The sequence below is a fragment of the Thermus brockianus genome (assembly GCF_021462505.1).
Taxonomy (GTDB): domain Bacteria; phylum Deinococcota; class Deinococci; order Deinococcales; family Thermaceae; genus Thermus; species Thermus hydrothermalis.
The window spans coordinates 1-25,167 of record NZ_JAKEDV010000012.1; the positions used below are offsets into that span (position 1 = coordinate 1).

A 25,167-nucleotide genomic window follows, 5' to 3' on the forward strand; every position below is an offset into this window, starting at 1 on the left:
CCGTGGTCCACGTGCCCAATCGTCCCCACGTTCACGTGAGGCTTCGTCCGGATAAACTCGCCCTTGGCCATGGTTCCTCCTCTTTTCTTGCACGCAAAGGCCGCCCTGGGGGCCTAAGGCCCAGGGCAGACAAAAAAGTGGAGCTCGCGGCCGGGCTCGAACCGGCGACCTCACCCTTACCAAGGGTGTGCTCTACCTGCTGAGCTACGCGAGCTCGTGGAGCGGGAGACGGGACTCGAACCCGCGACCCTCGGCTTGGGAAGCCGATGCTCTACCAACTGAGCTACTCCCGCATGGGGGTGTGCTTAGGCACACCGTTTGGTGGGCAGGGCTGGATTCGAACCAGCGTAGGCGTGCGCCAACGGTTTTACAGACCGTCCCCTTTGGCCGCTCGGGCACCTGCCCACGCCCTCCTTTGGAGCCACCCAGGGGAGTTGAACCCCCAACCCCCCGATTACAAGTCGGGTGCTCTGCCTGTTGAGCTAGGGTGGCAGGACCGGGGATGGGACCCTGTCCGAGGGAATAGGCTAACACACCCCAGGGTGAGTGTCAAGATAAGGGCATGCGCATCGTACCTTTTGGCGCCGCCCGGGAGGTGACGGGAAGCTGCCACCTCCTTCTGGCCGAGGGGAGGCGGGTGCTTTTGGACTGCGGCATGTTCCAGGGCAAGGAGGAGGAAAAAAACCACGCCCCCTTCGGCTTTGACCCCAAGGAGGTGGAGGCGGTAATCCTCACCCACGCCCACCTAGACCACGTGGGCCGCCTCCCCCGGCTCTTCCGCGAGGGGTTTCGCGGACCCGTGTACGCCACCAAGGCCACCTTCCTCCTGATGCGCATCGTCCTGGAGGACGCCCTGAAGGTCATGGAAAGGCCCTTCTTTGAGGAGGAGGACGTGGAGGAGGTCTTCCGCCACGCCAAGCCCCTGGAGTACGGGGAGTGGCTCCGTCTAGGCGACCTCACCCTCTCCTTCTCCCAGGCGGGGCATCTGCCGGGGAGCGCCTTTGTGGTGGCCCAAGGGGAGGGGAAGACCTTCGTGTATAGCGGGGACCTGGGTAACCGCGAGAAGGTGGTGCTCCCCGACCCCTCCCTTCCCCCCAAGGCGGATTTGGTCCTCTGCGAAGGCACCTACGGCGATCGGCCTCACCGCCCTTTCGCCGCCACGGTGGTGGAGTTTTTGGAGATTTTGGAGCGGGTCCTGGGCCGGGGCGGGAAGGTCTTCATCCCCTCCTTCGCCGTGGAGCGGGCGCAGGAAATCCTTTTCCTCCTTTACGAGAACGGCCACCGCCTCCCCAAGGCCCCCATCCTCCTGGACTCCCCCATGGCGGAGCGGGTTTTGGAGCTCTACCCGAGGCTCGTGCGCTACCTTAGCGAGGAGGTGCAGGCCTACTTCCTCCAAGGGAAGAACCCTTTCCGTCCCCGGACGCTACGGGTGGTGGAAAGCGCGGAGGAGTCCCGGGCCTTGGCTCAAGAACCCGGGCCCATGGTGGTCATTGCGGGAAGCGGGATGCTTTCGGGGGGAAGGATCCTGCACCACCTGAAGCATGGGCTAGCCGATCCCCGAAACGCCTTGGTCTTCGTGGGGTACCAGCCTCGAGGGGGCCTGGGAGCGGAGATCATCGCCCGGCCCGAGCGGGTGCGCATCCTGGGGCAGGAGGTGCCCCTTAGGGCCGAGGTGCACACCCTGGGCGGTTTCTCCGGCCACGCGGGGCAGGACGAGCTTTTGGACTGGCTTGAAGGCCAACCCCGGGTGGTCCTGGTCCACGGGGAAGAGGAGAAGCTTTTAGCCCTGGGCAAGCTCCTCGCCCTCCGGGGGCAGGAGGTGGCGCTCGGGACCTTCAGCGAGGGGGTGGAGGTCTAGGCCACCGGGCGGAAGCCGAGCCTTTCCAGGACCATGCGGGTGGCGGGGCTTTTGTTCAGGGTGTAGAAGTGGACCCCCTCCACCCCGGCTTCTAGAAGCTCCGCCACCTGGCGGACGGCGTGGTCCACCCCGATCTCCAGGACGGCCTTGGGGTCGTCCTGGTGGCGCTCCAGTTGGGAAAGGAGGGGCCCAGGGATGCTGGCCCCGCAGACCTCGGTGAAGCGGCGGAGCTGGGCGTAGTTGGTGATGGGCATGATGCCGGGGAGGATGGGGATGTGGATGCCCATGCGCCGGGCCCGCTCCAGGAAGCCGAAGTAGTGGGCGTTGTTGAAGAAAAGCTGGGTGATGGCGAAGTCCAAGCCAGCCTCCACCTTGGCCTTGAAGTGGCGGAGGTCAGCCTGAAGGCTTTCGCTTTCCGGGTGGCCTTCCGGGTAGGCAGCCCCGCCCACGGAAACCCTCTCCCCGTAGCGCCCCCGAATGAGGGCTACGAGCTCGGCGGCGTAGCGGAAGCCTTTGGGATGGGGCCGGAAGACCCGCTCCCCCTGGGGCGGGTCCCCCCGGAGGGCAAGGAGGTTTTCCACCCCGCTTTCCACGAAGCGCCCTAGGACCTCCTCCACCTCTTCCCGGCTCTGCCCGGCCACGGTGAGGTGGGCCAGGGGGGTTAGGCCGAGCTCCAAAATCCTCCTCGCCCAGGCCACGCTCCTTTCCCGGGTGCTCCCCATGGCCCCGTAGGTGATGGACACGAAGGCGGGGCGGAAGGCCTTGAGCTCGGCCATGGTGCGGAAAAGCGCCTCCTCCCCCTCCGCCGTCTTGGGGGGGAAGAACTCAAAGGAGAAAAGGGGCCCCTGGCGGCTTTTGAGGAGGTCCCGTATTTTCATGCTATAGGAGTGTAGCCCCTCCCCCACCCCCGGTCAAGGGTGGCACAATGGGGGTATGGTGGAGGTTCCCGAGATCCCCAAAGTGGAAAGCCTAGATCTGCCCGCCAAGGAAACGGCCCTCATCGTGGTGGACATGCAGAACGATTTCGCCCACCCCCAAGGGGCCCTCTTCGTGCCCGACGCCCCGAAGAGCGTTCCCGCCATCCGGCTCCTTCTGGAGAGGGCCCGGGCGGCGGGGGCCAGGGTGGTCTACACCCAGGACTGGCACCGGGAGGACGACCCCGAGTTCCAGATCTGGCCCCGGCACGCCGTGGCCGGCACCTGGGGGGCGGAGATCCTGGAAGAGCTCCGCCCCGAGCCCGGGGACCTCATCGTCCAGAAGGTGCGCTACGATGCCTTCTACGGCACCCCCTTGGACCACTACCTGCACCTATGGGGGGTAAAGCACGTGGTGGTCACGGGCACCGTGGCCAACATCTGCGTTCTCCACACCGCCGGCTCCGCCGCCTTGCGCTGGTACCAGGTGGTCCTGCCCGAGGACGCCACCAGCGCCCTCACCCCCTTTGACCTCCAGGCGGCCCTCCGCCAAGTCACCTTCCTCTACCAGGGCAAGGTGACCCGGGCCGAAGGGGTACGGTTTGTTTGAGCACCCCCTCCTTCTGGCCTTCTTGGAGCGTTACGGGCCCGCCCCCTTCCACCCTCACCCTGTGCCCCAGCGGGACCCCTTCCGGGTCTTGGCGGAAAGCATCGTGGCCCAGCAACTTTCCACCCAGGCGGCGAAAACCATCGCCAAAAGGCTTTGGGAACAGGTGGAACCGAGGCCCGAGGCGGTGCTTCAGGTCCCCCTCGAGGCCCTACGCCAGGCGGGGCTTTCCCTGGCCAAGGCGATGGCGCTAAAGGACCTGGCGGCGAAGGCCCAAGAAGGCCTCCTGGAGGGCCTCGAGGCCCTGGAGGACGGGGCAGTGAAGGCGCGGCTTCAGGAGGTGCGGGGCGTGGGCCCTTGGACGGCGGAGATGTTCCTCATGTTCGGCCTAGGGCGCCCCGATGTCTGGCCCGTGGGGGACCTGGGCCTAAGGCGGGCGGCCAAGGCCCTCTTCGGGGTGGAGGGCGAGGCCCTAGCCGCCTTTGGCGCGCCCTTCCGCCCCTACCGGAGCCACCTGGCGTGGTACCTATGGCGGAGCCTGGACTAATCCCCCTGGAAAAGGCCGTAGGGGAAGGGGAAGTGGCCCTATTGCGGCGGGCCCAGGCCCTGGGCTTCCCCGTGGTCCCCACCTGGGTCGCGGGACTAGAGGAGGAGTTTTTCCGCCTAAATAACCTTCCGGAGCGCATAGAAAGGCTTTTTCAAGGGGTTTTCGGCGTGCGCATTGACGAGGAAAGGCTTGTCTGGGCCGCCGAAGAGGCCATGCGGGCGGTGAGGGAAAGCTACCTCCTGCCCGAGCGGGCCGAGGCGTTCCTGGCGGCGCTAAGGGGCCGAGGGCCTTTTCTCCTCCGCCGGGAAGGGAAAGGGGAGGCCCATCCCGCCCCCACCCCCCAGGAGGCCCTCTTCGCCCTGAAGCGGCTCTGGGCGGGCGCTTTCCGGGTGGAAAGCATCCTAGAACGCTACCCCGCCCTCCTTCCCCCCTTCACCCCTGTCTTGGTGCAGGAGGCGGGGCCTCCGGAGGAGGACCCCTTTTTGTCCTTGGACCTGGCCCAGGCCCTAGGCCAAGAGGTGGTGGCCTACGCCTGGCAGGGGCGCCTCGTCCGGATAGAATGGCCCCATGGTGGATAGCCACGTCCACACCCCCCTCTGCGGCCATGCGGAAGGGGCCCCGGGGGAGTACCTCTTCCAGGCCAGGAAGGTGGGGCTAAGGGGCCTCGTCTTCACCGACCATAGCCCCATGCCCGCCTGGTACGACCCCCATAGCCGCATGCGCCTCGCCGAGCTCCCCTTCTACCTCCTGGCCCTGGAGAGGGTGCGGGAGCTCCACCCGGACCTCTATGTGGGGATCGGCCTCGAGGCCGACTTCCACCCGGGCACGGAGGCCTTCGTGCGGACCCTACTCAAGAGCTACCCCTTTGACTACGTCATCGGAAGCGTCCACTACCTTGGGGCCTGGCCCCTGGACCACCCGGACCACCAGGAGGAGTACGCCTGGCGCGAGCTCAAGGAGGTCTTCCGCGCCTACTTCCAAGAGGTGGAAAGGGCGGCGCAAAGCGGCCTCTTCCACGCCATCGGCCACCTGGACCTGCCCAAGAAGTTCGGCCACCGCCTGCCCGAAGAGGCCCTTTTGGAGCTGGCCGAGCCCGCCCTAAAAGCCATGGCCGAAGGAGGGCTTTTCCTGGACGTGAACACCGCCGGGCTCCGCAACCCGGCCCAGGAAGTCTACCCCGCCTTTTCCCTCCTAAGGCGGGCCCGGGAGCTCGGCATCGGCGTGGTCCTGGGCTCGGACGCCCACCGGCCGGACCAGGTGGGCTTCGCCTTCCAAGAGGCGGTGGCGCTCCTCCAAAGGGCGGGCTACCGGGAGGCCTTCTACTTCCAGGAGGGAAGGCCCCGGGCCTACCCCCTGTCCAGGGCCTCGTAGACCTTTGCCTCCTGCCCCCTCAGGTCCAGGTCCTCCCGCTTACCCCCCGCCGCCTCGTAGGCCTGCACCGCCATTAGCAGACGGGAAAAGGCCTCGGCGCAGGGGTCGGGAGCGGGGGCCTCGTACTCCATGTACGTGACCCGCTCGTACTCCTCCCCGTACTCCAGAGCCTCCTGTTCCACACAAGCCTCGTAGGCCCGCAGGGCCTCCTCCACCCCAAGCCGGGCTTCTTTCAGGGTCATCCTCCCACCTCCTTAGCCGAATTATATCAGGTTTTCTTACTGCGGAACCTAAGGCTTGCGGCGGGAATGGGGCCCTCCTGGAAGCGTTCCTCCCGCCAGGGGTCCCCCCGCCAGTGGTAGCCCATCCTCTCCCAGAAGCCGAGCTCCAGGTGGTCCAAGAGCTCTATGCCCCGCACCCACTTGGCGCTCTTCCAGGCGTAGAGGTGGGGGACCAATAGGCGCACGGGGCCGCCCCGCTCCGGGGGGAGGGGTTTGCCGAAGAGGGTGTGGGCCAGGATCACGTCCTCCCGGAGGAGGTCCTCCAGGAGGAGGTTGGTGGTGTAGCCCCCGTAGGCATGGACCAAGGCGGCCACCGCCTCGGGCTTGGGGCGGGCCCTTTCCAGGAGGTCCTTGACCCGCACCCCCTTCCAGGCCACGTCCAAACGGCTCCAACGGGTGACGCAGTGGAAGTCCCGAACCACCTCCACCTGGGGCAGGGCCAGGAGGTCCTGGTAGGTGAGGGTAAAGGGGGCTTCCACCAGGCCCGTGATGCCAAAGCGCCACTCCTCCGGCGTAACCCTAGGCTCTTCCCCGTAGGTGAGGATGGGGAAGCGCTCGGTGACGATCTGGCCCGGGGGGATCCGCTCCATACCCCTAGGTTAGAGGGAAGCGCCCAAGGAAAAAGGAAGGCCGCTTACCGGCTTTGGTAGCGGAGGACCTGGACCCTTTCTAGCGTGATGAGCCCCTCCCTCACCATCCCCTCCAGGACGGGCAAAAAGGCCTGGACCTTTTCCTCGGTGTCCACGATCTCCACCACCACGGGCAGGTCCTCGGAAAGCTGGAGGACCTTGGCGGTGTGGATGCGGGAGTGGGCACCATAGCCCATGAAACCCTTGAGCACCGTGGCCCCCGCCAGGCCCCGCCGCTTCGCCTCCAGGACGATGGCCTCGTAAAGGGGGCGGCCCCCAAACCGGTCCGACTCCCCGAGGAAGATGCGGAGGAGCAACGCCTCGCCCGAAAGGCCGCCAGGGTTCTCAGGCATGGGAAAAGGCTACCACAAGGGACACGGGGCCTGGAAGCGTCCAGACCCCGTGGGGTGGGCTACTTCTGGACTATTTCCTCCTTTGGTACCTATACCCTGTACCCCTAAGCCCAGTTCCCCCTGGGCTCTTCGTGAAGGTAGGTGCAAATGCCCCGGCTTAGTCTTGGCGTAGCCTGGCGGCGAAGAGGAGGCCGAGGCCCAGGAAGCCCAGGACCTCCCCCACCCCCACCCCCCGGCCCAAGGCGGGGAGGAGGTACCAGGCCAGGTGGAGGAGGCGGAAGAAGGGGATCCAAAGGGCCACGGGGAGAAGGAAGCGGGCCTCCCGCTTGGGCGGATTTGTAAGGAGGTAAAGGAAGGGAAGGAAAAACCCTCCCACCGCCCAAAGGGCCGCCACCTCGTCCCAAGGGCCCTCCAGGCGCTTTAGGTAAAACTCCACCTCGTGGGGGAGGTCGCCCCCCCAGACGATGATGAGGGTGGTGGCCTCCACGTAGATCCAGATGATGGAAAAGGCCAGGAGGAGGTTGGTGTGGTTCTGGGCCTGGCCCAAAAGGGCCGCCGTTCCCCTCCTCGCCGCCAGGGCCACCGCCACGGACAGGGCCAGGAGGACGGCGGAAAGGAGGAGGATGGCCCCGTAGGAGGCGGAGTAGAAGTGGGCCTCGAGGCTCTTGAAGAGGTCATAGGTGAGGAAGGTGCCAGCGGCAAAGGTGAGGGGAAGCCCATAGGCCCCTACCTCCGCCCGGCGCTCCCCGGGGCGGAGCCGGGCCAGGATCAGGGCGAAGAGGGCGAAGAAAAGGACGTAGCGGAGGAGCATGAAGGGGGCGTTCAAGTAAGCCGAGCGGTGGCGCAGGATGGGGTCGGAAAGGGCCTCGGGCCTGGCCCAGGGGAAGAGCTCGGGCAGGAAGAGGAAAAAGGGCAGGCCCAAAAGGCCCATGAGGGGGAGGAGCCGGGCCAAGGGGTAGAGGTAGGGCTCCAAGGGAACCCCCCAGCGGCTCGTGAGGGCGTTGTGGAGGAGGAGAACGAGAAGCGCCCCCAAGGAGAGGAGGAGGAAGAAGGCGAAGGGGAAGTAGGCGGCCGGGGCCCCGAAGAGGAAGGAAAGGGCGTAAAGCCCAAGGCCCAAGGCCCAAGGCCACGCGCGGGGAGCCTCAATGGACCTCTGCATCCGTCACCTCCTTGGGACAGGCCGCATCCAGGAGGCAGCGCTTGATGTAGTGGGCGATGAGCCAGCGCTCCCTCTCGGGGATGCGGCTTTTGTAGGAAAGCATCCTGCCAAAGCCGTTGGTGGCGGCGAAGTAGAAGTAGCCTTCGGGCATTCCCCGCACGGCGGGGTCGTGGAAGGAGCGGGGCCTCGGAACCCCCAAGGGGATGACCCGGCCATCCCCTTCCCCCCTCATTCCGTGGCAGATGGCGCAGAAGCTTTGGTAAAGCGCCTTGCCCCGCACCAGGTCTTTCTCGGCGAAGGTGTAGGGGTTTTCCGCAAAGCCCCCTTCCGGCTTCACCCCAAGGCGCACCTCGGGGTTCAGGTTCTCCCCGAAGCGCACCCGCTCCTCGGGCACCTCCACCTGGAGGGGGGCAGGGCGGAAGGCTTTGGCCTTGGGCTGGTCCCACATCCAGCCGCAGGCGGAAAGGAGGGGGAGGAGGAGAAGGAGCCTAATCACGCCGCACCTCCTCCACCTCCGCCCCCAGGGCCTGGAGGAGGGCCCGGGTGGCCTCCGGGTCAAAGCGGGGGTCCGTGGCGTAGAGGAAGACCCCGTAGCGGTCTAGAAGCACCTCCACGTACCGGGGAGCCCGCACCGCCGGGTGGGCGGCCAGGGGCAGGCCGTTGATGTAGAGGAGGTACAGGAAGATGCCCACGGTGATGGTGAGGATGGTGAGCTCAAAGGTCACGGGGATGAAGGCGGGCCAGCCCAAAAGGGGCTTGCCCCCGGCGTTGTGGGGGTAGTCCAGGGTGGTGTAGACCTGGAGGAAAAGCCCAAGCCCCGCCCCCAGGACCCCCAGGAAGAAGGCCACCCAAGGAATGCGCCCATCCCCCCCCAGAACCTCCTCAATCCCCTCCACGGGGTTCGGGGTGAGGGCCTCGAGGCGGCGGTAACCCTCCTTCTTGAGCGCCCTTAGGGCCGACAGCAAGGCCTCTGGGGTATCAAAGTAGGCCATGTAGCCGTAGAGCATCCTGCCCTCCTAGTGCCCGCGCAGCTTGTGGAAGAGGTGGACCATCTCCGCCACGGCGATGGGGGGGAAAATCCGGATGAAAAGGGCCAGGCCAAAGAGGAAGAAGCCGATGGTCCCCAGGAAAAGCGTCCAGTCCACCCAAGTGGGGTAGTAGAGGTGGAAGTTGCCCGGCAAGAAGTCGTGGGAGAGGCTGATCACCACGATGACGAAGCGCTCCAGCCACATGCCCACGTTGGCCAGGATGGAAAAGAGGAAAAGCCAGGTGAGGTTTTTGCGGAAGCGGGGGAACCATAGGGTCTGGAGGAGGACCACGTTGATGAGCATCATGGCCCAGTAGTAGGGGGCGTAGGGCCCCGTCATGCGCCAAAGCTGCTGGGCCCACTCCGCCGGCTCCCCGCTATACCAGGCGATGAAGATTTCCAAAAGGTAGATGTAGGCCACCCCGAGCCCCGAGGCCAGGGTCACCTTGGCCATCCAGTCCAGGTGCCTGTCGGTGATGACCCCCTCCAGCCGGTACCACCGGCGCAAGGGGATGATGAGGGTGAGGGCCATGGCGAAGCCCGAGTAGATGGCCCCGGCGGCGAAGAAGGGGGGGAAGACGGTGAGGTGCCAGCCCGGCACCAGACCGTAGGCGAAGTCCATGCTCACCACGGAGTGCACGGAGATGACCACGGGGGTGGCGAGGCCCGCCAGGAGGACGTACACCGCCCGGTAGCGTTGCCAGTGGACGGCGTTCCCCGTCCAGCCTAAGGAAAGCCAGCCGTAGAGCTTCCTCCGCCAGCCCGTGCTCCTCTCCCGCAAAAGGGCCAGGTCGGGGATGAGCCCCAGGTAGAGGAAGAGGGTGGAGATGGTGAGGTAGGTCATGATGGCCAGCACGTCCCAGGAGAGGGGGCTCTTGTACTGGGGCCAGAGGGCCATGTGGGTGGGGTAGGGCATGACCCAGTAGAAGTGTTGTGGCCGGCCCATGTGGATGAGGGGGTAGGTGGCGGCGCAGAGCACGGCGAAGAGGGTCATGGCCTCGGTAACCCGGTTGAGGGAGTCCCGCCAGTTCTGCCGCATGAGAACCAGGATGGCGCTGATGAGGGTCCCAGCGTGGCCGATGCCGATCCACCAGACGAAGTGGACGATATCGTACCCCCAGGCCACGGGCTGGTTGATGCCCCAGGTGCCCAGGCCCTGGACGAAGGTCACGAAGATGGCGTAAAGCCAGGCCAGGGTGAGGGCGAAACCCACGGCCAAAACCACCTTCCAGGGCCTTGGCGGGGGCTTCTCCACGGGCTCCAAGAGCTTTTCCACCAAGCTCCTCTCCGTCCATTCCCCTTGGATGAGGTCGCGGTCCGGGTGGGGTTCCTTAGCCATGGGCCTCCTCCTTCCTTAGGCGCGGGTTCGGGTTTTTGAGGTGGGCCAGGTAGGTGGTGCGGGGCCAGGTGTTGGCCTCCTCCAAAAGGGTGTAGTGCCGCCCCTCCTTGCGGTGGGCCTGGATGGGGTCCTCGGGGTCCAGGAGGTCGCCGAAGTGGATGGCCTTCCCCGGGCAGACCTCCTGGCAGGCGGTCCTTACCTCCCCGGTGCGGATCTTGCGCCCCTCTTTGGCGGCCTCGGCCCGGGCGAGCTCTATCCGCTGGACGCAGTAGGTGCACTTCTCCATGACCCCCCGGCTCCGCACCGTCACCTCGGGGTTCATGAGGAGGGCGAGGGGGCTTTCCTTGGCCCGCCGGGGGTCCCCTTGGCCCACGAAACGCTCGGCGTAGGGGAAGAAGTTGAAGCGGCGGGCCTTATAGGGGCAGTTGGCGGAGCAGTACTTGGTGCCCACGCAGCGGTTGTAGACCATGAGGTTTAGCCCCTCATCGGAGTGCTCCGTGGCCGCCACCGGGCAGACCGCCTCGCAAGGGGCCTTCTCGCAGTGCTGGCACATCACGGGCTGGTGCAAAGCCCCTTCGGGGGTGAAGTAGCGGTCCAGGCGGATCCAGTGCATCTCCCGCCCCTTCTGCACCTCCTCCTTCCCCACCACGGGGATGTTGTTCTCCACCTGGCAGGCCAAGACGCAAAGCCCGCACCCCAGGCAGCGGCTTAGGTCCACGGTCATGGCCCAGGCGTGCTCCCCTTGGGGCCAAGGGGGGTAGAAGGAGAGGCGCTTTTCCGCCTTGGGCTCCTTCAAGGCCTCCTTCTCGGTCATGACGTGGACCGCCTCCACCTCTCCCAAATAGCCGTGGTACTGGGTGGAAACCAGGGGGTAGTCCCGCCCGGTGGGGCTGACCTCCGCCGGGAAGGCCACCCCTCCCGGGTGGAAGAAGTGCGCGAGGGAAGCCACCAAGCTCCCCTCCGGCAAAAGGGGCAAGGGCCAAAGGGGCAGGAGGGCCTCCTGCCCCCCCGCCCGCACCCGGAGGAGGGGCCTTCGGGGATCGGCCCGGCGCTCCCGGGCCTGCACCTCCTCCAAAAACCCCCAGGCCTCCGCCTGCCCCTCCCCCGCCAAGAGGGCCCCGTCCCAGACCAAGCGGGTGAGGGGCCGGGGGAGCTCTTGGAGGTAGGGGTTTTCCCGGTAGCGGCCGTCAAAAAGGCTGGCGTCCGGGCGCAGGGTGAGCTCCAGGGGGGCCTCCTCCCGCAAGGGGGGAAGCCGGTCCATAAGGCCTGGCCTTAGGGCCACCGCCAAGGCCTCCGCCTCCGCCAAGGGGCGGCCCTCCGCCAGGGCCCGCTTCTCCTCGGGGGAGAGGGCGGGAAGCTCCTCCCCTAGGAGGCCCGCCAGGACCTCCTCCAAGGACTTTCCCCCCCAAAGGGGCTTCACCAAGGCCTGGGCGGGCCAAAGCCGCCCCTGGGCGTCCCGGTACTGGCCGGAGGCCTCCAGGGGGTGGGCGAGGGGGAGGCTATGGGGTGCCTCCTTGGGGTAGAGGGAGAGCACGGCGGCGAAGGCCTTCCCCTGAAGGCTTGGTAGGGGGCCTTCCGCCGCCCAGACCAGGCGGCTTGCCCCTTCGGCTTCCCGGAAGGCCCTAGGGGTGGCCGCCTCCCCCTCGGGCGGGGGCACATAGGCCACGGGGGCCCTTAGGTGGGCGTTCACCGCCATGGCCAGGGCCTGGGCCCCTGGGGAGAGGTGGACCCCAGGGAGCACCACCCCGCCCCTACCCAGGTCCTCCACCAGGGCGGGGAGGAAGCCGCCGTAGTCCGAGGTAGGGCTTCCCGGAACCACCCCGAGGGCCCGGGCCAGGTCCAGGAGGAAGGCCTCCACCCCGCTCGGCTTCAGGGCCAGGCGGTGGTCCGCCAGGGTCCCGAGGAGGCTTGCCCCGCTTTCCACGGCGTAGATGCGGTTCATAGGGGGAAGGCGCCTTTGGGCCAGGGCGCTTCCCCAGAGGTAGCCTGCGGGGTGCTCGTGGAGGTCCACGTCCAAGAGGAGCACGGTTTCGGCGCGCTCGGGCCGGTAAACGGGCCAGGCCCTGCGCCCGAAGGCGAGCTCGGCCCCCAGGTAGACGTTTTCCAGGCTCCAGGCCTCAAACCGGGCCACCCGCAGGTTGGGGTAGCGCCTCAGGGCCTCCCGCACCAGGCCCTCGAGGCGGGGGGAGGTGGTCCGAGGGAGGACGAGGAGGGTCTCCCCTTCCCCAAGCGCCTTGCGCCAGGCGGCGAAAAAGCCCTCCCAGTCCGGCCCTTTCCCCTTGCGGGCGGGGTCGTAGAGGGCGTAGAGGGAGGCCAGGGGGTAAGGGCTCATGGCCGCCTCGAGGGGGGTGAGGAAGAGGGGCCGCTCCTGGTAGTGGCGCACCCGCACGGGCTCGGCGAAGCCGGCGTGGGGGAAGGCGGTGACGAACTCCGCCCTTCCCCCCTCCACCACCCACTCGGGCTGGCGCACGTAGGGCACCCCCTTGCGCCGCACCACCGGGGTGCAGGCGGCGAGGCTCAAGAGGCCCAAGGCCAAAACGCCCCTTCGGGTCACGGGGCCAAAGGGAAACTCTTCCCGGAAGAGCTCCTTTTCCAGGGCTTCGGAAAAACCGCGCGTCTCCTTCATACGCCTCCTAGCGGTGGCAGGTGTTGCAGCTCGTGAGGGCCTCGGGGGAACGGATCTGGTAAACCTCCTTGAGCTTCTTGCCGAGTTCGGGATCGGGGGTGTAGGCCATGTTGAAGACCTGCTCTTTTGGCCTCAAGTGGGCCTCGGGGTTCCGGTGGCAGGAGAGGCAGAACTTCATGGTGAAGGCCTGGGGCTGGTAGACCACCGCCATCTGGTCCACCCGGCCGTGACACTCGGCGCACCCCACCCCCTTGGCCACGTGGGCGGCGTGGTTGAAGTAGACGAAATCCGGCAGGTTGATGACCCGGTTCCACTCTATGGGCTTGCCCGTCTCCCAGCTTTCCCGCACCAGGGCCAGGTTGGGGCTATCGGGCTTCACGTAGGTGTGGCAGGTCATGCAGGTTTCCGTGGGGGGAAGCCCGGCGTAGGGAGCGTGCTCCACCGCCGCATGGCAGTAACGGCAGGAAAGGCCAAGCCCCCCGGCATGGAAGGCGTGGCTAAAGGGAATAGGTTGGGCCACGGGAAGGGTGCGCTGTTCAAAGGCCCCCACCGCCACCCCGGAGAAGATCACCCCCAAGAGGGCGAACACCCCGAAGACCGAGCCCCAAAAAAGGGTGCGTACCCAACGGTTGCGTCTCCGCATGCCACCTCCGGCCTTGGGGCCTTAGGCTAAGGGCACGCCGCCTCGGTTTCCATCAGGGGCCCTGGACCATTCCATAAGAAGCGCGGCCGTACCCGTACCTAACCCCTTCGCAAGGACTTGTCAGGGGTAATCTACCGAAAGGGTGTAGGGACAAATGTCCCAAGCCCGCCAACCTTGACAAAGAAGGGGCTTTTGCTAAACTAAGCCTTGCGCGTGAGGCGCGCCCTGCCGGGATGGTGGAACTGGTAGACACGCCATCTTGAGGGGGTGGTGCCCGCAAGGGCGTGCGGGTTCAAGTCCCGCTCCCGGCACCAAGAAAGGCCCTTCGGGGCCTTTTCTGCTTATGCGGAAGACCCTCCTGCTTGCCCGAACCCTGGGGAGCCTCGAGGACACCGAAGCCCTGGCCCAGGAGGTCCTCCCCCTCCTGCCCGAAGGGGCCCTCGTGGTCCTGGAAGGTCCCTTGGGGGCGGGAAAGACCACCTTTACCCGTTTCCTGGCAGAGGCCCTGGGCTTCGGGGGCCGGGTGACGAGCCCTACCTACACCCTGATCCACACCTACCCCACCCCCCAAGGCCCCCTGGTCCACGCCGACCTCTACCGCCTAAAGGACCCCCACCTCCTCCTACCCCAGTTGGAGGCGGCCCGGGAGGGGGCGAGGCTCCTTCTGGTGGAGTGGGGCGACCCGGAGGCCCTGGAAGCGGACTTCCTCCTGCGCCTTATCCCCCAGGGCGAGGTACGGCGAGCGGAGCTATGGCACCTCCACCCCGGCGAGGAGGAGGGCGTCTAGCAAGGCCTCCCGCCCGGCACGCCCGGCGAAGAGGGCCACCACCTTGCCCTCCCCGTCCACCACGAAGGTCCAGGGCTGCCCCAAGACCTTGAAGCGGTTCGCCACCTCGTGGGGCCTGTCCCGGTCCGAGGCCAGGAGGGGGATAAAACGAGGGTAGGCCTTCATATAGGCCAGGACCACCTCCTTGGTGTCCTTGGGCTCGCGGCTGATGACGTAGAAGGGCACCCCGGTTTCCTCCGCCACCTTGTGAAGGCCCGGGAACTCCGCCCGGCACACCGGGCACCAGTTTGCCCAAAAAACGAGGACCGCGGGTTTTTTCATGGTGGCGGGGGTGACGAGGTTCCCCTGGGGGTCCAAAAGGGCGAAGTCGGGGATGCGCTGCCCAGGCTGGACGGCAAAGGCCAAGCCCAATAGGACCCCTAACGCCCAAAGAACCCGCTTGCGCATGCCCTCATTCTCTACCCTGCCCCGGCTTGGTATGTAAACCGCCTCACCTTGGCCGCCGGAGTTGCCTGAGGTCGTGGTCCGGCCAAATGCCGTCCGCCACCAAGTGCAGCCACTGGGAGAGGTAGTAGCCCAAAAGCCCCCACCCCAAGGCTTCTTTGGGCCAAACGGGAAACCTAAGGTCCAGGTCCACCCCTAAGTAGGCCAAAATCCTCCCCAAGAGGAAGGCCAAAACCCCACCCACTCCCCCCAGGTAGGCGAGCCGGGTGAGGGGCCCGAGCACCCAGGTGTGGGAAAGGCCCCGGTGGCGGAAAAGCCAGCCATAGGGCCGCCAGAGGAGGCGCAAAACCCCCCAGCGCCGCCCGGGGCCTGACCCCTTTTCCGCCAAGTCCAGGTCCGGGGAAAGCAGATAGGTGCCGGCCAAATAGGCCAAGGCGAAAGCCAGGGCCCGGGGCTCCTCCGGAGAACCCCCTTGGGCCAGGTAGGCGAGGGCCCCAGCCCCCAGAACGGTCAGGTTAAGAGCCTCGTGCACGCGCCCCGAGGGCATGGGGCCATGGTAAGGCTAAAGGGCGGGCAGAGGGAAGCGCTCCCCCGCCGCAAGCACGTCCACCTTGAGCCCCTTCACCCCCCTGGCGGTGAACTCCGCCCCCCCTGCGTCCACCAGGGTCACCCCCCCGGCCCAGACCTCCCCCAGGCCCCTCAGGAGGCGCAAGGCGGTGTTCTCCAATAGCCCTAAGCCCACCAGGTCGGGGTTGTCCGCCACCAGGCGGGAAAGGGCCAAGAAGCGGCCCTTCTCCTCCACCCGGGGCAAGAGGGCGAGGCCCCGGAGAAGGGCTAGGCCCAAGGCGGCCCGCACCTCCCCCTCCAGGGTGTAAAAGGCCGCCTCGCCCAAGATCCCCGCCGCCTCTCCCAAGGCCACCACCCCCCCGCCCTGGCGGTGGACCTCCAGGAGGGCCTCGAGGAGGAGGCTTCCCCGTATGAGGTCCAAAAACTCCGGGAGGCCCTCGGCGGCCAAAAGCACCAGGGGGCTTTCCGCCACCTTCTGGGCCACCTCGGGGTCAAAGGCCTCTTCCCGGCGCCTCAGGTAGACCACCCTCCCCCGCTTGAGCCCCAGGTGGCGGTAGGCCAGGCGCCAGGCCTCCGCCACGTCCCGCAAGGGGTAGGGAACGAGGAAAAGGGCTTCCCCCCGGGCCTCCGCCAAGAGCCTTTCCTCCACGGGGCGCAAAGCCCCCCGCAAGGGGTCTGCGGTGAGCAAGGCGAAGAAGCCCTGACGCATACCCTGCCTCCTTGTCCCTTAGGGTAGCGCTTTCCTCATGAAAGGAAAAGGGCGGTGTGGTAGACTCAAGGACGTGGCCGCGATGGTATCCCCCCCGGGGGCGATTTCCAAGGACAAGAAGCGGGCCATCCTCGAGGCCACCTTGGAAATCCTCCGGGAGATGGGGCTTTCCGGGCTCAAGATGGAGGAGGTGGCCCGGAGAGCGGAGGTGGGCAAGGGCACCATCTACCTCTACTTCCGCGACAAGAAGGACCTCCTGCGCTCCTTGGTGGAGGAAAGGACCTGGGCCTTCTACCGGGAGGTGGAGGAGGTGGTGCGCCTGCGGGCGCCCTTTTTTGTGCGCCTGGAGGCCCTCTTGCGCAAGCGCCTGGCCTGGATAGAGGAGTGGCGGGGCCTTTGGGCCGCCGTGGCCCGGGAGGCCATGGAAGACCCCACCCCTTGGCTCAAGGGCTTGCACCAGCACTACCTGGACCTTCTGGAAGAACTGGTGCGAAGCGGCCAGGCGGAAGGGGCCGTGCGGCCCGAGCTTTCCCCGAAGGCCACCGCCGCCGTCCTTGCGGCCTTAGGGTGTACCCCCCAGCTAGAGGTGGAGGCCTACATGGAGCACCTCCTTTTGGTGCTCCGGAAAGGAGTCGCGCCGTGAAAGAGTTTCGTCCCGGCGACAAGGTGGTCCTACCCCCTTATGGGGTCGGTGTGGTGGCGGGCATAGCCCAAAGGAGCGTTAGCGGCGTAAGCCGGGCCTACTACCAGGTGGATTTCCCCGGCTCCCGCTCCAAGGCCTACGTACCCGTGGAAGCCCCCCATAGCGTGGGGATGCGCAAGGCCTTAAGCCCGGACGAGGTTCCCGTCATCCTGGACCTCCTAAAGAACGGGCGCATGCCCCTGCCCAAGCAGTGGGCGGCGAGGCACCGGAAGACGAGCGAGATCCTGGCGGACGGGAACCCCTACCGCATCGCCCAGATGGCGGGGCAGCTTCGGGCTTGGGAACTAGAGCGGGGCCTGGCCGACCTGGACCGCCAGGCCCTGAGGCGGGCCATCTACCTCCTGGCCGAAGAGGTTTCCCAGACCCTGGAGATTTCCGTCCAGGAGGCTAAGCGCCTCTTTGAGGAGGCCTGGGGCGAGGAGCTCAACTAAAGGAGCAGGCTCCAGGTCTTCTTCTCCATCTCCAGGATGCGGGCCAGGTAGGCCTGCAGGAGATGGGGGTTTAGCTCGGCCAACAGGCCCTGGGCGATGACCTCCAGGTCGTAGAGCACCGCCTGGAACTCCGGGGCCGACCAGTGTTCGGCGAGCTCCTGCCAGGGGCCTTCCCCTTCCACGTGGGCGTTCCAGGCCTCGAGGAAGAGGCGGTTGAGGAAGTAAAAGAGGACGAGGCGGTAAGGGTAGGCCAGGCCCCCCATCTCCCCCAGGAGGGCGGCGTATTCCTGGCGCACGGGGTGCACGGGCTCCTTGGGATCCGCCCCTTGCGAAAGGAGCCAGTCCAGCTCCTCCACCGTGGCCAAGAGGGCCTGGACCAAGGGGAAGCGGTGGGCCTGGGGCGCCTCCGCCAAAAGCCCCACCTGGAAGCGGTAAAGAGCCTCCACAAAGGGATAGTCCTGCCTGAGCCAGAAGAGAAACCGCTCCTGGTCCCAACGGATGGGCAGGGCCTTGAGCTCCGCCAAGGCCTCGCTATAGGGAAAAAGCGCCGTTTCCAAGGGGGACATGGGAACCTCCCAGGATACCCTTGCGGACAAAACCCTGGTGCCTTAGGGCCTTCACCACCTCCTCGGCGTGGTCCTCGCTTTCCGCTAGGCCAAAAAAGGCGCTCCCCGAACCCGACATGAGGACCCCTTTGAGCCCGAAAGCCTTGAGGCGGGCCTTCACCTCCTTGAGCTCGGGGTAGAGGCGGAAGGCGGGGCCCTCGAGGCTATTCCAATAGGGGGGCTCTTCCCCCCGGGCGAGGGCCGCCAGGATCTCCTCCACGGGGAGCTCGGGGGCGAAGTCGTGGGGCTTCACCTCCCCGTACACCCGGGGGGTGGGAAGGCGCAGGCCCGGGGCGAAGACCACCACGGGCAAGGGGGGAAGGGCCAAAGGGCGAAGCTTCTCCCCCACCCCTCGGGCCTCTGCCCCCCCGCCCTGGAGGAAAAAGGGCACGTCCGCCCCCAAGGAAAGGGCCAAGGCGAAGAGGTCCACCTCCGCCGGATAGAGCTCCTTCAGGCCCAAAAGCACCTGGGCGGCGTCCGAGCTCCCCCCGCCCAAGCCCGCTCCCTCGGGCAGGGCCTTCTCCAACACGATGCGCACCCCCCCCGGAAAGCCCGCCCTCTCCAGGTAAAGGGCCGCCGCCCGGTAGGCCAGGTTCCGCTTGCCGTAACGCCCCCTGAACTCAATCCCCTCGGGAATGGGCTCCAGATAGAGCCGGTCCCCGAAGGTGAGGGCGGCGAAGAGGGTGTGGAGCTCGTGGTACCCATCGGGCCGCCGCCCCAAGAGGGAAAGCCCCAGGTTCACCTTGGCCACCGCTAGCCGTTCCATACCTGCGCCAAAGCCTCCGCCAAGGCCAAGTCCTCTGGGTAGGTGACCTTGAACGCCGTGCGCTCCCCCGGCACCAGGGCCACGGGGTAGCCCAGGGCCCGCACCAGCTGGGCATCGTCCGTGGCGGAAAGGCCCCGTTTCCTGGCGTAGGCATGGGCCTCCCGCAAAAGGGCGGTGAAGAAGCCCTGGGGGGTCTGCACCAGGCGCAAGGCCTCCCGGGGCACCACCTCCCCGTAGCCCTCCCCTTCCGGCTGGACCAAGGTGTCCGGCACGGGCAAAACGGGCACCGCCGCCCCCGTGGCCTCTGTGGCCTTCAGGACCCTATCCAAAAGGCCCCGGCTCACGAAGGGCCGGGCCACATCGTGCACCAGGACCAAGGGGAGGCTTGCCGCCTCCAGAAGCCGGGCCACGGAGGCCTGGCGGGTTTCCCCGCCCGGCAGAAAGGTGGCCCTGAGGCCCTTGGGCGCCTCCATCCCGGGAGGAAGGGCCACCAGGACCTCCGCCGCCTGGGCAAAAGCGGCCAAGGCCCATTCCAAGAGGGTCTTTCCCCCCACCTTCAGGAAGGCCTTGGGCCCAAGGCCGAGCCGCTCCCCCCTCCCGGCGGCGGGGATGAGGACGGAAACCTCCACGCCCCCATGGTAGCATGGGCCGCATGAGCGCTTGGGAAGCCCTTCTCTTGGGGGTGGTGGAGGGGCTCACGGAGTTCCTGCCCGTCTCCTCCACCGGCCACCTGACGCTGCTTTTCCACCTTCTCGGCCTACCCGTGGAAAGCGATGCCTTTTTGAAAACTTTCCTCATCGCCATCCAGCTTGGGGCCATCCTGGCCATCCTCCTCCTTTACGGGAAGCGCTTCCTGGTGGACCGGGCCCTGTGGCTCCGCATCGGGGTGGCCTTCCTGCCCACGGCGGCCATGGGCTTCCTCCTCTACCCCTTCATCAAGGGGGTGGTCCTGGGGCGGGACGAGGTGGTGGTCTTCTTCCTCTTCTTCGTGGGCCTCGTCCTCCTCTTCGCCGACCGCCTGGCGGAAAGGGCCCGCTTCCGGGACGCCACCGAGCTCCCTTGGGAACGGGTGGCCCTCATCGGCGTCTTCCAGGGCCTAGCCGCCCTCTTCCCGGGCACGAGCCGGAGCGGGGCCACCATCCTGGGGGGGCTCTTGCTGGGGCTATCCCGGAAGGGCGCGGCGGAGTTTAGCTTCCTCCTCGCTCTCCCCACCATGCTGGCGGCGGTGGGCTACGACCTCCTCAAAAGCGCCCAAGCGGTGCCCGAGGGGGGGTATGGCCTCCTCCTCCTGGGCTTTTCCGCCGCCCTCCTCACCGCCCTCCTCACCGTGCGCTGGATGCTCGGCTTCGTGGAGCGCTATGGCTTCCGCCCCTTCGCCTACTACCGCATGGCCTTAGCCCTCCTCTACGCCTACTTCTTCCTACACTAGGGCCAAGGCCCGGTCCAAGGCCGCCAGGAAGACCTGGTAAAGCTCCTTCCGCGCCCCCTCCCCCATGAGGCCAAGCCGCAGAACCGCTCCCCGGGTGGGGCCGATCCCCCCGGCCACCGCCACCCCTTGGGCGTACAGGGCCTTGACCAGGCGGTCCGCCTCCACCCCCTCAGGGGGACGGACCACCAGGACCGTGGGCAGGGGGCTTTCCTTGGGGTAAGGGCTAAAGCCCCGGACCCTTAGCTCCTCAAGAAGCCAAGCGTAGACCTCCCGCGCCCTCTTTTCCCTCGCCTCCACGCCCTCCTCCAAGACCAGGTCCAGGGCCTCGAGGAGGGCGTAGTGCAGGAGGACGGGGGTGGTGTGGTGGTACCCCCCCCGCTCCCAGTGCTCCGCCACCCGGGCGAGGTCCAGGTACCAACCCCGCCTCCCGGAAAAGGCCTTCCTCGCCTCCGCCGAAACCGCCACCGGGGCCAGGCCCGGGGGGGCGGAGAGGCACTTCTGGCTCCCGGTGAAGGCGTAGTCCACCCCCATGGCCTGCATGGAGAAGGGGAGCATCCCCAAGGTGGTCACGGCGTCCAAGAAGAAAAGGGCCCCGGCCTCCTTGGCCAGGGCCCCGATGGCCTCCGCCGGGTTCAAAACCCCCGTGGAGGTCTCCCCGTGGACCAGGGCCACCATGCGGTAGCGGCGCTTCCTAAGGGCCTGGGCCACCCGCTCGGGGTCCACCGCCTCCCCCGGGGGGAATTCCAGGACGTCGGGGTCCAAGCCGTAGAGGGCAGCCATCTCCGCCACCCGGGCGGAGAAGGCCCCGTTGACCAACACGAGCACCGGGCCCCGGTCCAGGTTGGCCAGGCCCGCCTCCATGCCCAGGCTCCCCGAGCCAGCCAAGGCCGCCACCAGGGCCCCTTCCCCAGGGTCAAAGAGGCTTCGGAGCCTCTCCTGGATGGCCCGGTTCACCGCCAGGACCTCGGGGTCCAGGTGCCCCCGCATGGGGCGCATTAGGGCTTTCTGCACGCGTTCGGGGATGGGGGTGGGTCCGGGGGTCAGGAGCAACATGGGCTTCCTCCTAGATGAAGCGAGGCCCCCGCGGCCAAACCGGGGGGGCCCTTCCCGTAGGAAGGGGCCCCCTACCGGATAGCTCGCGAGGGCCTCATTGCCCGGCACTTTAGCAGAAGGCCCCCTTCCCTGTAAAGTGCTAGGTGGATGAAGGACTACTACGCCATCCTGGGGGTGGGCCGCGAGGCCACCCAGGAGGAAATCAAACGGGCCTACCGCAAGCTGGCCCTGCAGTACCACCCCGACCGCAACCCGGGGGACAAGGCGGCGGAGGAGCGCTTCAAGGAGATCAACGAGGCCTACGCCGTGCTCTCCGACCCGGAAAAGCGGGCCCAGTATGACCGGGGCCTTCTGGGGCAGGCGGAGTACCGCGCCGAGGACCTCTTTGACCTCTTCGCCCAGGTCTTCGGCTTCCGTTCCCCCCGGGCCGCCCCCAGGGGGGAGGACCTGGAGGCCGAGGTGGAGGTGGAGCTAAAGGACCTCCTGGAAGGCAAGGAGGCGGAGGTGGTCTACGCCCGGCTCGTGCCGTGCGAGGCCTGCGGGGGCCAGGGGGGTAAGCGGGTGGCCTGCCCCACCTGTGGGGGGCGCGGGGTGGTGGAAAGCTTTCGCCAAGGCCTTTTCGGCGGCTTCGTCACCCGCACCACCTGCCCCCACTGCAAGGGCCAGGGCCACCTTCTGGCGGAGGCCTGCCCCGCCTGCCACGGCCGGGGGCGCATCCCCCGGGAGGAAAGGATTACGGTGCGCATCCCCCCAGGGATGGACGAAGGCCACCTCCTGCGGGTGCCCGGTTACGGGAACCTGGGCCCAGGGGGGCCCGGCGATCTCTACATCCGCCTGCGGGTGCGCCCCCACCCTCACCTGGAGCGCCAGGGGGCGGACCTGGTCTTTCGCCTGCACCTGGGCCTGGCCCAGGCCGCCCTGGGCGCCCAGGTGGAGGTGCCGGGGCTTTCCGGCCCCATCCCCCTGGAGATCCCCCCGGGAACGGGGCACGGGGAGGTGTTTGAGCTTCCCGGGGAAGGCCTGCCCCACCCAGGGGGCCGGGGACGGGGGGCGCTAAGGGTGGTGGTGGAGCTTTCCGTGCCCAAGAAGCTCTCCCCTAGGGCCCGGGAGCTCCTCCGGGCCTATGCCGAGGAGGTGGGGGAAAGGGTAGCCCCCGAGGGCTTCTGGGAAAGGGTCAAGGGGTTCTTCCGCAAATAGGCCCCTCGTGGTAAAGTAAGGTATTCCGGGTCGCTATAGGGTGGCCCCATGGGTCTAAAGCAACCCCTAAGGCCCCGGATACGGGCCCCAAAAGGGCCTGGAAGCGAAGGAGCGGTATGCAGAAGGGTCGGGTCAAGTGGTTCAATGCGGAGAAGGGCTACGGCTTCATTGAGCGCGAGGGGGACACGGACGTCTTCGTCCACTTCAGCGCCATCAACGCCAAGGGGTTCCGCACCCTGAACGAGGGCGACATCGTCACCTTTGACGTGGAGCCGGGCAAGAACGGCAAGGGCCCCCAGGCGGTGAACGTCACCGTGGTGGAGCCGGCCCGCAGGTAAACGTGGCGGAGAGCCGCCCCGGGAAACCCGGGGCGGTTTTCTTTCACCCGCCTCTTAGAAGGGGCAGGGTAGCATGGGGGAGATGCGGACCCTAAGCCTCGCCTTCCGCCCGGCGGCCCCGGAGGACGCCCCCCTTCTCCACGCGGTCTACCAGGGAAGCCCCGGGTACTTCGCCCTCATCGGCATGGAGATGCCCACCCTCGAGGACGTGGCCCGCGACCTCGCCACCCTGGAAAAGGACCATCGGCGCCGCGCCTTCCTGATCTTCCAGGAAGGGGAGGCCGTGGGCTATCTGGACTACAAGCTCCACTACCCCGAGGCCAAAGACGCCACCCTAAGCCTCCTCCTCATCCGGGAAGACCGCCAGGGCCAGGGCTTGGGCCAGCGGGCCCTCGCCCACCTGGTGGAGCACCTGGCCGGGGTAGAGCGGCTTTACGCCGTGGTCTACGGCAACAACGCCCGCGCCATCGCCTTCTTCCTGGCCCAGGGCTTCCGCCACGTGAAAGACGGGGGGCCAGCCCTTAGCTGGTACGTGCGCGAGCTTAGGGCTGGCCCCTAGCGGGGGTTTACTCTAGCCCCGCCAGCTTGCGGTTCTTCTCAATGTAGGACTTCCACTGCTCGGGAACGTCCTCCTCGGGGAAGATGGCGTTCACCGGGCAAGCGGGCACGCAGGCCCCGCAGTCAATGCACTCCTCGGGGTGGATGTAGAACTGGTCCCCCCCGTCGTAGATGCACTCCACGGGGCACACCTCCACGCAGGACTGGTCCTTGACTCCGATGCAGGGCTCACAGATCACGTGCGGCATCCTTCACCTCCCGAGCGACCGCTCCCCCCTATTTTAGGGCAGGAACCCACTTGTCAAGCGTCAAAGCCCATGTGGCGGAAGAAGGCCTCCCGGGGAATGGCCCCGAGGACCTCCTCCCCCCGGAAGACCAGCACCAAAGGCTGGCGGAGGAAAAGGGGGGCGAGCTCGCCCACCGCCACCTCCTCCTCCACGCCCGCCACCTCCTCCAAGGGCAGGATGTGGTCGGCAAGGCCCAGGACGCCCACGGGCCTCCCCTCCTGCACCAAGAGGGCCACCCCCCGGCCCTCGTAGGCCTCGAGGCCCTCCACCCGGGGCAGGGGCTTGGCCAGGCGGCGGGCGGGGGCGGGTCCCAGAAGCCCGGCGGTGAGCAGGGTGGTGCAGGGCACCCGCACCGCCTTCTTGGCCAGATAAAGGGCGAAGGTAAAGGCGAGCACGAACCCAAGCCCCTCCAGAAGCCCAGCCAGGTTGAAGCTTCCCCACCCAAGCCGCCCGCCGCCCCCCAAGAGGACGTGGAGGAGGTAGGAAAATAAAAGCCCCAACACCAAGGCCGCCAGGTAGGCGAAAAGCCCCGCCAGGCGTAGCTCTTTCACCGTGCGCATGGGTCTAGCTTACCAATTCCTCCTCCCGGTCCACGTCCACCCCCACCTCGGGGTAAGGGGTGAGGAGGGCCCTGGCCTCCACCCCCAGGATCCGGCTCGCCCTGGCCTCCACCTCGGCCAGGGAGAGCTTCCCCAGAAGGAGCTTGAGGAGGATATCCAGGCCCACCAGCCGGGCCAGGGCCAAGGGCCTCTTGCGCAGGGCCACCACCCGTTTGGCCAGGGGCAGGGCCTGGAAGAAGAGGGCCTTGTCCAAAAGGAGGAGGTTCCCCCCGGTGAAGGTCCCCTCCTTGAGCCGGGCGTAGGTGCGCCGGGTCTTGGGAAAGCGGGCCTCCACCTTCTCCTTGGGCACGATGGGGTAGACCAAGGCCGCTTCCGGCGCCCTCTCCAAGACGAAGCGCACCGCCTCCGGGGTGAGGTGGGGAATGTCGGCGGTGGCCACCAGGACCCGGCCCTCCACATGGGCCAAGGCCGCCTCCAGGTTGGCGAGGAGACTCCCTTGGTCCGGCAGGGTGAGGCGGGGAGGGGGGGTAAGCCCAGGGTTTTCCCCCACGTAGAGGGCGGAAAGCCCCGCCTCGGCCAAGGCGGAAAGCACCCACTCCGCCAAAGGCCTTCCCCGGTAGGGCACCAAAGCCTTGCTCCGCACCCCGTATTTCCTGGCCCAAGCCTCCTCGCCGCCCCCTAGAACGATGGCCTCCATGCCCCCATGGTATAGGCTTTAGGGATGAAGCGCCTCCTTGCGCCTTTGGGGCTCCTTTTCACCTGGGGCATCACCCTCTACGCCTACGCCTTGCTCCCGGAAAGGATCCCCGCCCACTTCAACGCCCAAGGGGAGGTGGACCGGTACGGGAGCCGCCTGGAGATCTTCCTCCTGCCCCTGGTCCTCACCTTCCTCCTTTACCCCCTCCTCGCCTTGGCCCCCCGTTTAGACCCCAAGCTCAAGGGGCAAGCGCCTTGGGTCTGGCCCTGGCTGGTGGCCGGGGTGGTCTGGGCCTTCTTCTTCCTGCAGGGGACCCTGCTCTATGCCCTCTGGCGGGCGGTACAGGGAAACCCTTTTCCCGTAGGGCAGGCCATCCTGATCGGGGTGGGGCTCGTCTTCCTGGTCCTTGGGCCCCTCCTCCCCCGGCTTCCCCAAAACTACCTGGCGGGGGTGCGCACCCCCTGGACCCTGGAAAACCCTGAGGTGTGGCGAAAGACCCATAGGCGGGCGGGCCTCGTCTTCGCCCTCCTCGGGCTTCTCGCCTGGGCCGCCGCCTTCCTGGGAGCGTGGGGAATCTGGCTATGGCTTTTAGGGCTCCTTTTGGGCGCCCTCTACCTGGTGGTCTTCTCCTACCTGGCTTGGCGGAAAAAGCGCCCCGGCCCTTAAGGGCCGGGGCCGGCCT

33 protein-coding genes and 5 tRNA genes are annotated in these 25,167 nt (G+C 67.3%); 14 read left to right on the forward strand and 24 right to left on the reverse strand.

Annotated elements, in window-relative coordinates; all coding sequences use genetic code 11:
• Window positions 1–138 precede the first annotated feature (138 nt).
• The 4 genes from LXN00_RS11790 to LXN00_RS11805 form a co-directional block, all read right to left on the reverse strand.
• Window positions 139–214, reverse strand: a tRNA-Thr gene (locus LXN00_RS11790).
• Between the two features lie 3 nt (window positions 215–217).
• Window positions 218–293, reverse strand: a tRNA-Gly gene (locus LXN00_RS11795).
• A gap of 26 nt (window positions 294–319) precedes the next feature.
• Window positions 320–405: transfer RNA gene (locus tag LXN00_RS11800), tRNA-Tyr, on the reverse strand.
• An 11-nt stretch (window positions 406–416) separates the two neighbouring features.
• Window positions 417–492, reverse strand: a tRNA-Thr gene (locus tag LXN00_RS11805).
• A gap of 70 nt (window positions 493–562) precedes the next feature.
• On the opposite strand from LXN00_RS11805, the gene LXN00_RS11810 reads away from it, so the two are divergent.
• Complete coding sequence (locus LXN00_RS11810) at window positions 563–1,858, forward strand: MBL fold metallo-hydrolase (RefSeq protein ID WP_234508467.1); 1,296 nt, start codon at window positions 563–565, stop codon at window positions 1,856–1,858.
• Here LXN00_RS11810 and metF read toward each other — a convergent pair.
• Window positions 1,855–2,736, reverse strand: a complete 882-nt coding sequence (gene metF / locus LXN00_RS11815) for a methylenetetrahydrofolate reductase [NAD(P)H] (RefSeq protein WP_234508469.1) — start codon at window positions 2,734–2,736, stop codon at window positions 1,855–1,857. The two genes, LXN00_RS11810 and metF, sit on opposite strands and share 4 nt — an antisense overlap.
• Window positions 2,737–2,791: 55 nt before the next feature.
• Between metF and LXN00_RS11820 the strand changes: the two genes are divergently transcribed.
• Genes LXN00_RS11820 through LXN00_RS11835 form a run of 4 tightly spaced genes read left to right on the forward strand, consistent with a single transcriptional unit; the run spans window position 2,792 to window position 5,297 of the window.
• Window positions 2,792–3,382, forward strand: a complete 591-nt coding sequence (locus tag LXN00_RS11820; RefSeq protein ID WP_234508471.1) for a nicotinamidase — start codon at window positions 2,792–2,794, stop codon at window positions 3,380–3,382.
• Complete coding sequence (locus LXN00_RS11825; protein WP_234508473.1) at window positions 3,375–3,926, forward strand: DNA-3-methyladenine glycosylase family protein; 552 nt, start codon at window positions 3,375–3,377, stop codon at window positions 3,924–3,926. Before LXN00_RS11820 ends, LXN00_RS11825 begins: the two co-directional genes overlap by 8 nt.
• Complete coding sequence (locus LXN00_RS11830; protein WP_234508585.1) at window positions 3,908–4,504, forward strand: hypothetical protein; 597 nt, start codon at window positions 3,908–3,910, stop codon at window positions 4,502–4,504. The genes LXN00_RS11825 and LXN00_RS11830 overlap by 19 nt, the downstream gene beginning before the upstream one ends.
• A complete protein-coding gene (locus LXN00_RS11835) occupies window positions 4,494–5,297 on the forward strand; it encodes a histidinol-phosphatase HisJ family protein (protein WP_234508475.1) in 804 nt (267 codons plus the stop codon). The genes LXN00_RS11830 and LXN00_RS11835 overlap by 11 nt, the downstream gene beginning before the upstream one ends.
• Here the strand turns inward: LXN00_RS11835 and LXN00_RS11840 are convergent.
• The 9 genes from LXN00_RS11840 to LXN00_RS11880 all read right to left on the reverse strand — a co-directional run bounded on the left by LXN00_RS11840 (window position 5,273) and on the right by LXN00_RS11880 (window position 13,354).
• A complete protein-coding gene (locus tag LXN00_RS11840; protein WP_234508477.1) occupies window positions 5,273–5,539 on the reverse strand; it encodes a hypothetical protein in 267 nt (88 codons plus the stop codon). The two genes, LXN00_RS11835 and LXN00_RS11840, sit on opposite strands and share 25 nt — an antisense overlap.
• Window positions 5,540–5,565: 26 nt before the next feature.
• Window positions 5,566–6,168 carry a sulfite oxidase-like oxidoreductase gene (locus LXN00_RS11845; protein WP_234508478.1) on the reverse strand — a complete coding sequence of 201 codons (603 nt, stop codon included), beginning with the start codon at window positions 6,166–6,168 and terminating at the stop codon, window positions 5,566–5,568.
• A 44-nt stretch (window positions 6,169–6,212) separates the two neighbouring features.
• Complete coding sequence (locus tag LXN00_RS11850; RefSeq protein ID WP_234508480.1) at window positions 6,213–6,560, reverse strand: DUF190 domain-containing protein; 348 nt, start codon at window positions 6,558–6,560, stop codon at window positions 6,213–6,215.
• Window positions 6,561–6,717: 157 nt separating this feature from the next.
• Window positions 6,718–7,719, reverse strand: coding sequence for a hypothetical protein (locus LXN00_RS11855; RefSeq protein ID WP_234508482.1), 1,002 nt, complete (start codon window positions 7,717–7,719; stop codon window positions 6,718–6,720).
• Window positions 7,703–8,215 (reverse strand): c-type cytochrome, encoded by a 513-nt coding sequence (locus LXN00_RS11860; RefSeq protein ID WP_234508483.1) that lies wholly within the window; start codon window positions 8,213–8,215, stop codon window positions 7,703–7,705. Before LXN00_RS11860 ends, LXN00_RS11855 begins: the two co-directional genes overlap by 17 nt.
• Window positions 8,208–8,726, reverse strand: a complete 519-nt coding sequence (locus tag LXN00_RS11865; RefSeq protein ID WP_234508485.1) for a DUF3341 domain-containing protein — start codon at window positions 8,724–8,726, stop codon at window positions 8,208–8,210. The genes LXN00_RS11860 and LXN00_RS11865 overlap by 8 nt, the downstream gene beginning before the upstream one ends.
• A 9-nt stretch (window positions 8,727–8,735) precedes the next feature.
• Window positions 8,736–10,085 (reverse strand): NrfD/PsrC family molybdoenzyme membrane anchor subunit, encoded by a 1,350-nt coding sequence (gene nrfD / locus LXN00_RS11870; RefSeq protein ID WP_234508488.1) that lies wholly within the window; start codon window positions 10,083–10,085, stop codon window positions 8,736–8,738.
• Window positions 10,078–12,711: a 4Fe-4S dicluster domain-containing protein gene (locus tag LXN00_RS11875; protein WP_234508490.1), complete on the reverse strand. Its 2,634-nt coding sequence runs from the start codon at window positions 12,709–12,711 to the stop codon at window positions 10,078–10,080. Before LXN00_RS11875 ends, nrfD begins: the two co-directional genes overlap by 8 nt.
• 7 nt (window positions 12,712–12,718) lie before the next feature.
• Window positions 12,719–13,354: a cytochrome c3 family protein gene (locus tag LXN00_RS11880; protein WP_234508491.1), complete on the reverse strand. Its 636-nt coding sequence runs from the start codon at window positions 13,352–13,354 to the stop codon at window positions 12,719–12,721.
• A gap of 227 nt (window positions 13,355–13,581) precedes the next feature.
• Here LXN00_RS11880 and LXN00_RS11885 point away from each other — a divergent pair.
• A tRNA-Leu gene (locus tag LXN00_RS11885) sits at window positions 13,582–13,668 on the forward strand.
• A gap of 29 nt (window positions 13,669–13,697) precedes the next feature.
• Window positions 13,698–14,141 carry a tRNA (adenosine(37)-N6)-threonylcarbamoyltransferase complex ATPase subunit type 1 TsaE gene (gene tsaE / locus LXN00_RS11890; RefSeq protein WP_234508493.1) on the forward strand — a complete coding sequence of 148 codons (444 nt, stop codon included), beginning with the start codon at window positions 13,698–13,700 and terminating at the stop codon, window positions 14,139–14,141.
• On the opposite strand, the gene LXN00_RS11895 is transcribed toward tsaE, so the two are convergent.
• From LXN00_RS11895 to LXN00_RS11905, 3 genes are read right to left on the reverse strand one after another with little or no spacing between them, the layout of a single operon-like run.
• Window positions 14,103–14,588, reverse strand: coding sequence for a TlpA family protein disulfide reductase (locus tag LXN00_RS11895; RefSeq protein ID WP_234508495.1), 486 nt, complete (start codon window positions 14,586–14,588; stop codon window positions 14,103–14,105). The genes tsaE and LXN00_RS11895 overlap by 39 nt on opposite strands.
• Before the next feature lie 43 nt (window positions 14,589–14,631).
• A complete protein-coding gene (locus LXN00_RS11900; RefSeq protein ID WP_234508497.1) occupies window positions 14,632–15,132 on the reverse strand; it encodes a metal-binding protein in 501 nt (166 codons plus the stop codon).
• Window positions 15,133–15,147: 15 nt separating this feature from the next.
• On the reverse strand, window positions 15,148–15,861 hold the full coding sequence (locus tag LXN00_RS11905; protein WP_234508498.1) for a cyanophycinase: 714 nt from the start codon (window positions 15,859–15,861) through the stop codon (window positions 15,148–15,150).
• An 82-nt stretch (window positions 15,862–15,943) separates the two neighbouring features.
• Here LXN00_RS11905 and LXN00_RS11910 point away from each other — a divergent pair, with 82 nt between their 5' ends.
• Complete coding sequence (locus tag LXN00_RS11910; RefSeq protein ID WP_039457764.1) at window positions 15,944–16,504, forward strand: TetR/AcrR family transcriptional regulator; 561 nt, start codon at window positions 15,944–15,946, stop codon at window positions 16,502–16,504.
• Entirely contained in the window at window positions 16,501–16,995 is a 495-nt protein-coding gene (locus LXN00_RS11915; RefSeq protein WP_234508502.1) for a CarD family transcriptional regulator, read from the forward strand. The genes LXN00_RS11910 and LXN00_RS11915 overlap by 4 nt, the downstream gene beginning before the upstream one ends.
• Here the strand turns inward: LXN00_RS11915 and LXN00_RS11920 are convergent.
• The 3 genes from LXN00_RS11920 to ispD are packed head-to-tail and all read right to left on the reverse strand — an operon-like array spanning window position 16,992 to window position 18,995.
• The gene (locus LXN00_RS11920; RefSeq protein ID WP_234508504.1) at window positions 16,992–17,561 is read right to left on the reverse strand and encodes a hypothetical protein; all 570 of its coding nucleotides are present in this window, start codon (window positions 17,559–17,561) and stop codon (window positions 16,992–16,994) included. The genes LXN00_RS11915 and LXN00_RS11920 overlap by 4 nt on opposite strands.
• The gene (gene ispE / locus LXN00_RS11925; protein WP_234508506.1) at window positions 17,527–18,366 is read right to left on the reverse strand and encodes a 4-(cytidine 5'-diphospho)-2-C-methyl-D-erythritol kinase; all 840 of its coding nucleotides are present in this window, start codon (window positions 18,364–18,366) and stop codon (window positions 17,527–17,529) included. The genes LXN00_RS11920 and ispE overlap by 35 nt, the downstream gene beginning before the upstream one ends.
• Window positions 18,354–18,995 (reverse strand): 2-C-methyl-D-erythritol 4-phosphate cytidylyltransferase, encoded by a 642-nt coding sequence (ispD, locus tag LXN00_RS11930; RefSeq protein ID WP_234508507.1) that lies wholly within the window; start codon window positions 18,993–18,995, stop codon window positions 18,354–18,356. Before ispD ends, ispE begins: the two co-directional genes overlap by 13 nt.
• A 14-nt stretch (window positions 18,996–19,009) precedes the next feature.
• On the opposite strand from ispD, the gene LXN00_RS11935 reads away from it, so the two are divergent.
• On the forward strand, window positions 19,010–19,795 hold the full coding sequence (locus LXN00_RS11935; protein WP_234508509.1) for an undecaprenyl-diphosphate phosphatase: 786 nt from the start codon (window positions 19,010–19,012) through the stop codon (window positions 19,793–19,795).
• Here the strand turns inward: LXN00_RS11935 and LXN00_RS11940 are convergent.
• Window positions 19,787–20,848 (reverse strand): alanine--glyoxylate aminotransferase family protein, encoded by a 1,062-nt coding sequence (locus LXN00_RS11940; RefSeq protein ID WP_234508511.1) that lies wholly within the window; start codon window positions 20,846–20,848, stop codon window positions 19,787–19,789. The two genes, LXN00_RS11935 and LXN00_RS11940, sit on opposite strands and share 9 nt — an antisense overlap.
• A 147-nt stretch (window positions 20,849–20,995) precedes the next feature.
• Between LXN00_RS11940 and LXN00_RS11945 the strand changes: the two genes are divergently transcribed.
• The 3 genes from LXN00_RS11945 (at window position 20,996) to LXN00_RS11955 (ending at window position 22,942) form a co-directional block, all read left to right on the forward strand.
• Window positions 20,996–22,045: a DnaJ C-terminal domain-containing protein gene (locus tag LXN00_RS11945; RefSeq protein WP_234508513.1), complete on the forward strand. Its 1,050-nt coding sequence runs from the start codon at window positions 20,996–20,998 to the stop codon at window positions 22,043–22,045.
• 116 nt (window positions 22,046–22,161) lie between these two features.
• On the forward strand, window positions 22,162–22,383 hold the full coding sequence (locus LXN00_RS11950; RefSeq protein ID WP_014516375.1) for a cold-shock protein: 222 nt from the start codon (window positions 22,162–22,164) through the stop codon (window positions 22,381–22,383).
• Between the two features lie 73 nt (window positions 22,384–22,456).
• Window positions 22,457–22,942 (forward strand): GNAT family N-acetyltransferase, encoded by a 486-nt coding sequence (locus LXN00_RS11955; RefSeq protein ID WP_234508515.1) that lies wholly within the window; start codon window positions 22,457–22,459, stop codon window positions 22,940–22,942.
• 7 nt (window positions 22,943–22,949) lie between these two features.
• Here LXN00_RS11955 and LXN00_RS11960 read toward each other — a convergent pair whose 3' ends face one another.
• From LXN00_RS11960 to LXN00_RS11970, 3 genes are read right to left on the reverse strand one after another with little or no spacing between them, the layout of a single operon-like run.
• A complete protein-coding gene (locus tag LXN00_RS11960) occupies window positions 22,950–23,189 on the reverse strand; it encodes a ferredoxin (protein ID WP_003043460.1) in 240 nt (79 codons plus the stop codon).
• 53 nt (window positions 23,190–23,242) lie between these two features.
• A complete protein-coding gene (locus tag LXN00_RS11965) occupies window positions 23,243–23,788 on the reverse strand; it encodes a hypothetical protein (protein ID WP_234508517.1) in 546 nt (181 codons plus the stop codon).
• 4 nt (window positions 23,789–23,792) lie between these two features.
• On the reverse strand, window positions 23,793–24,485 hold the full coding sequence (locus tag LXN00_RS11970) for an NTP transferase domain-containing protein (RefSeq protein WP_234508519.1): 693 nt from the start codon (window positions 24,483–24,485) through the stop codon (window positions 23,793–23,795).
• A 24-nt stretch (window positions 24,486–24,509) separates the two neighbouring features.
• Here LXN00_RS11970 and LXN00_RS11975 point away from each other — a divergent pair, with 24 nt between their 5' ends.
• The gene (locus LXN00_RS11975; RefSeq protein WP_234508521.1) at window positions 24,510–25,151 is read left to right on the forward strand and encodes a DUF1648 domain-containing protein; all 642 of its coding nucleotides are present in this window, start codon (window positions 24,510–24,512) and stop codon (window positions 25,149–25,151) included.
• Window positions 25,152–25,167 lie beyond the last annotated feature (16 nt).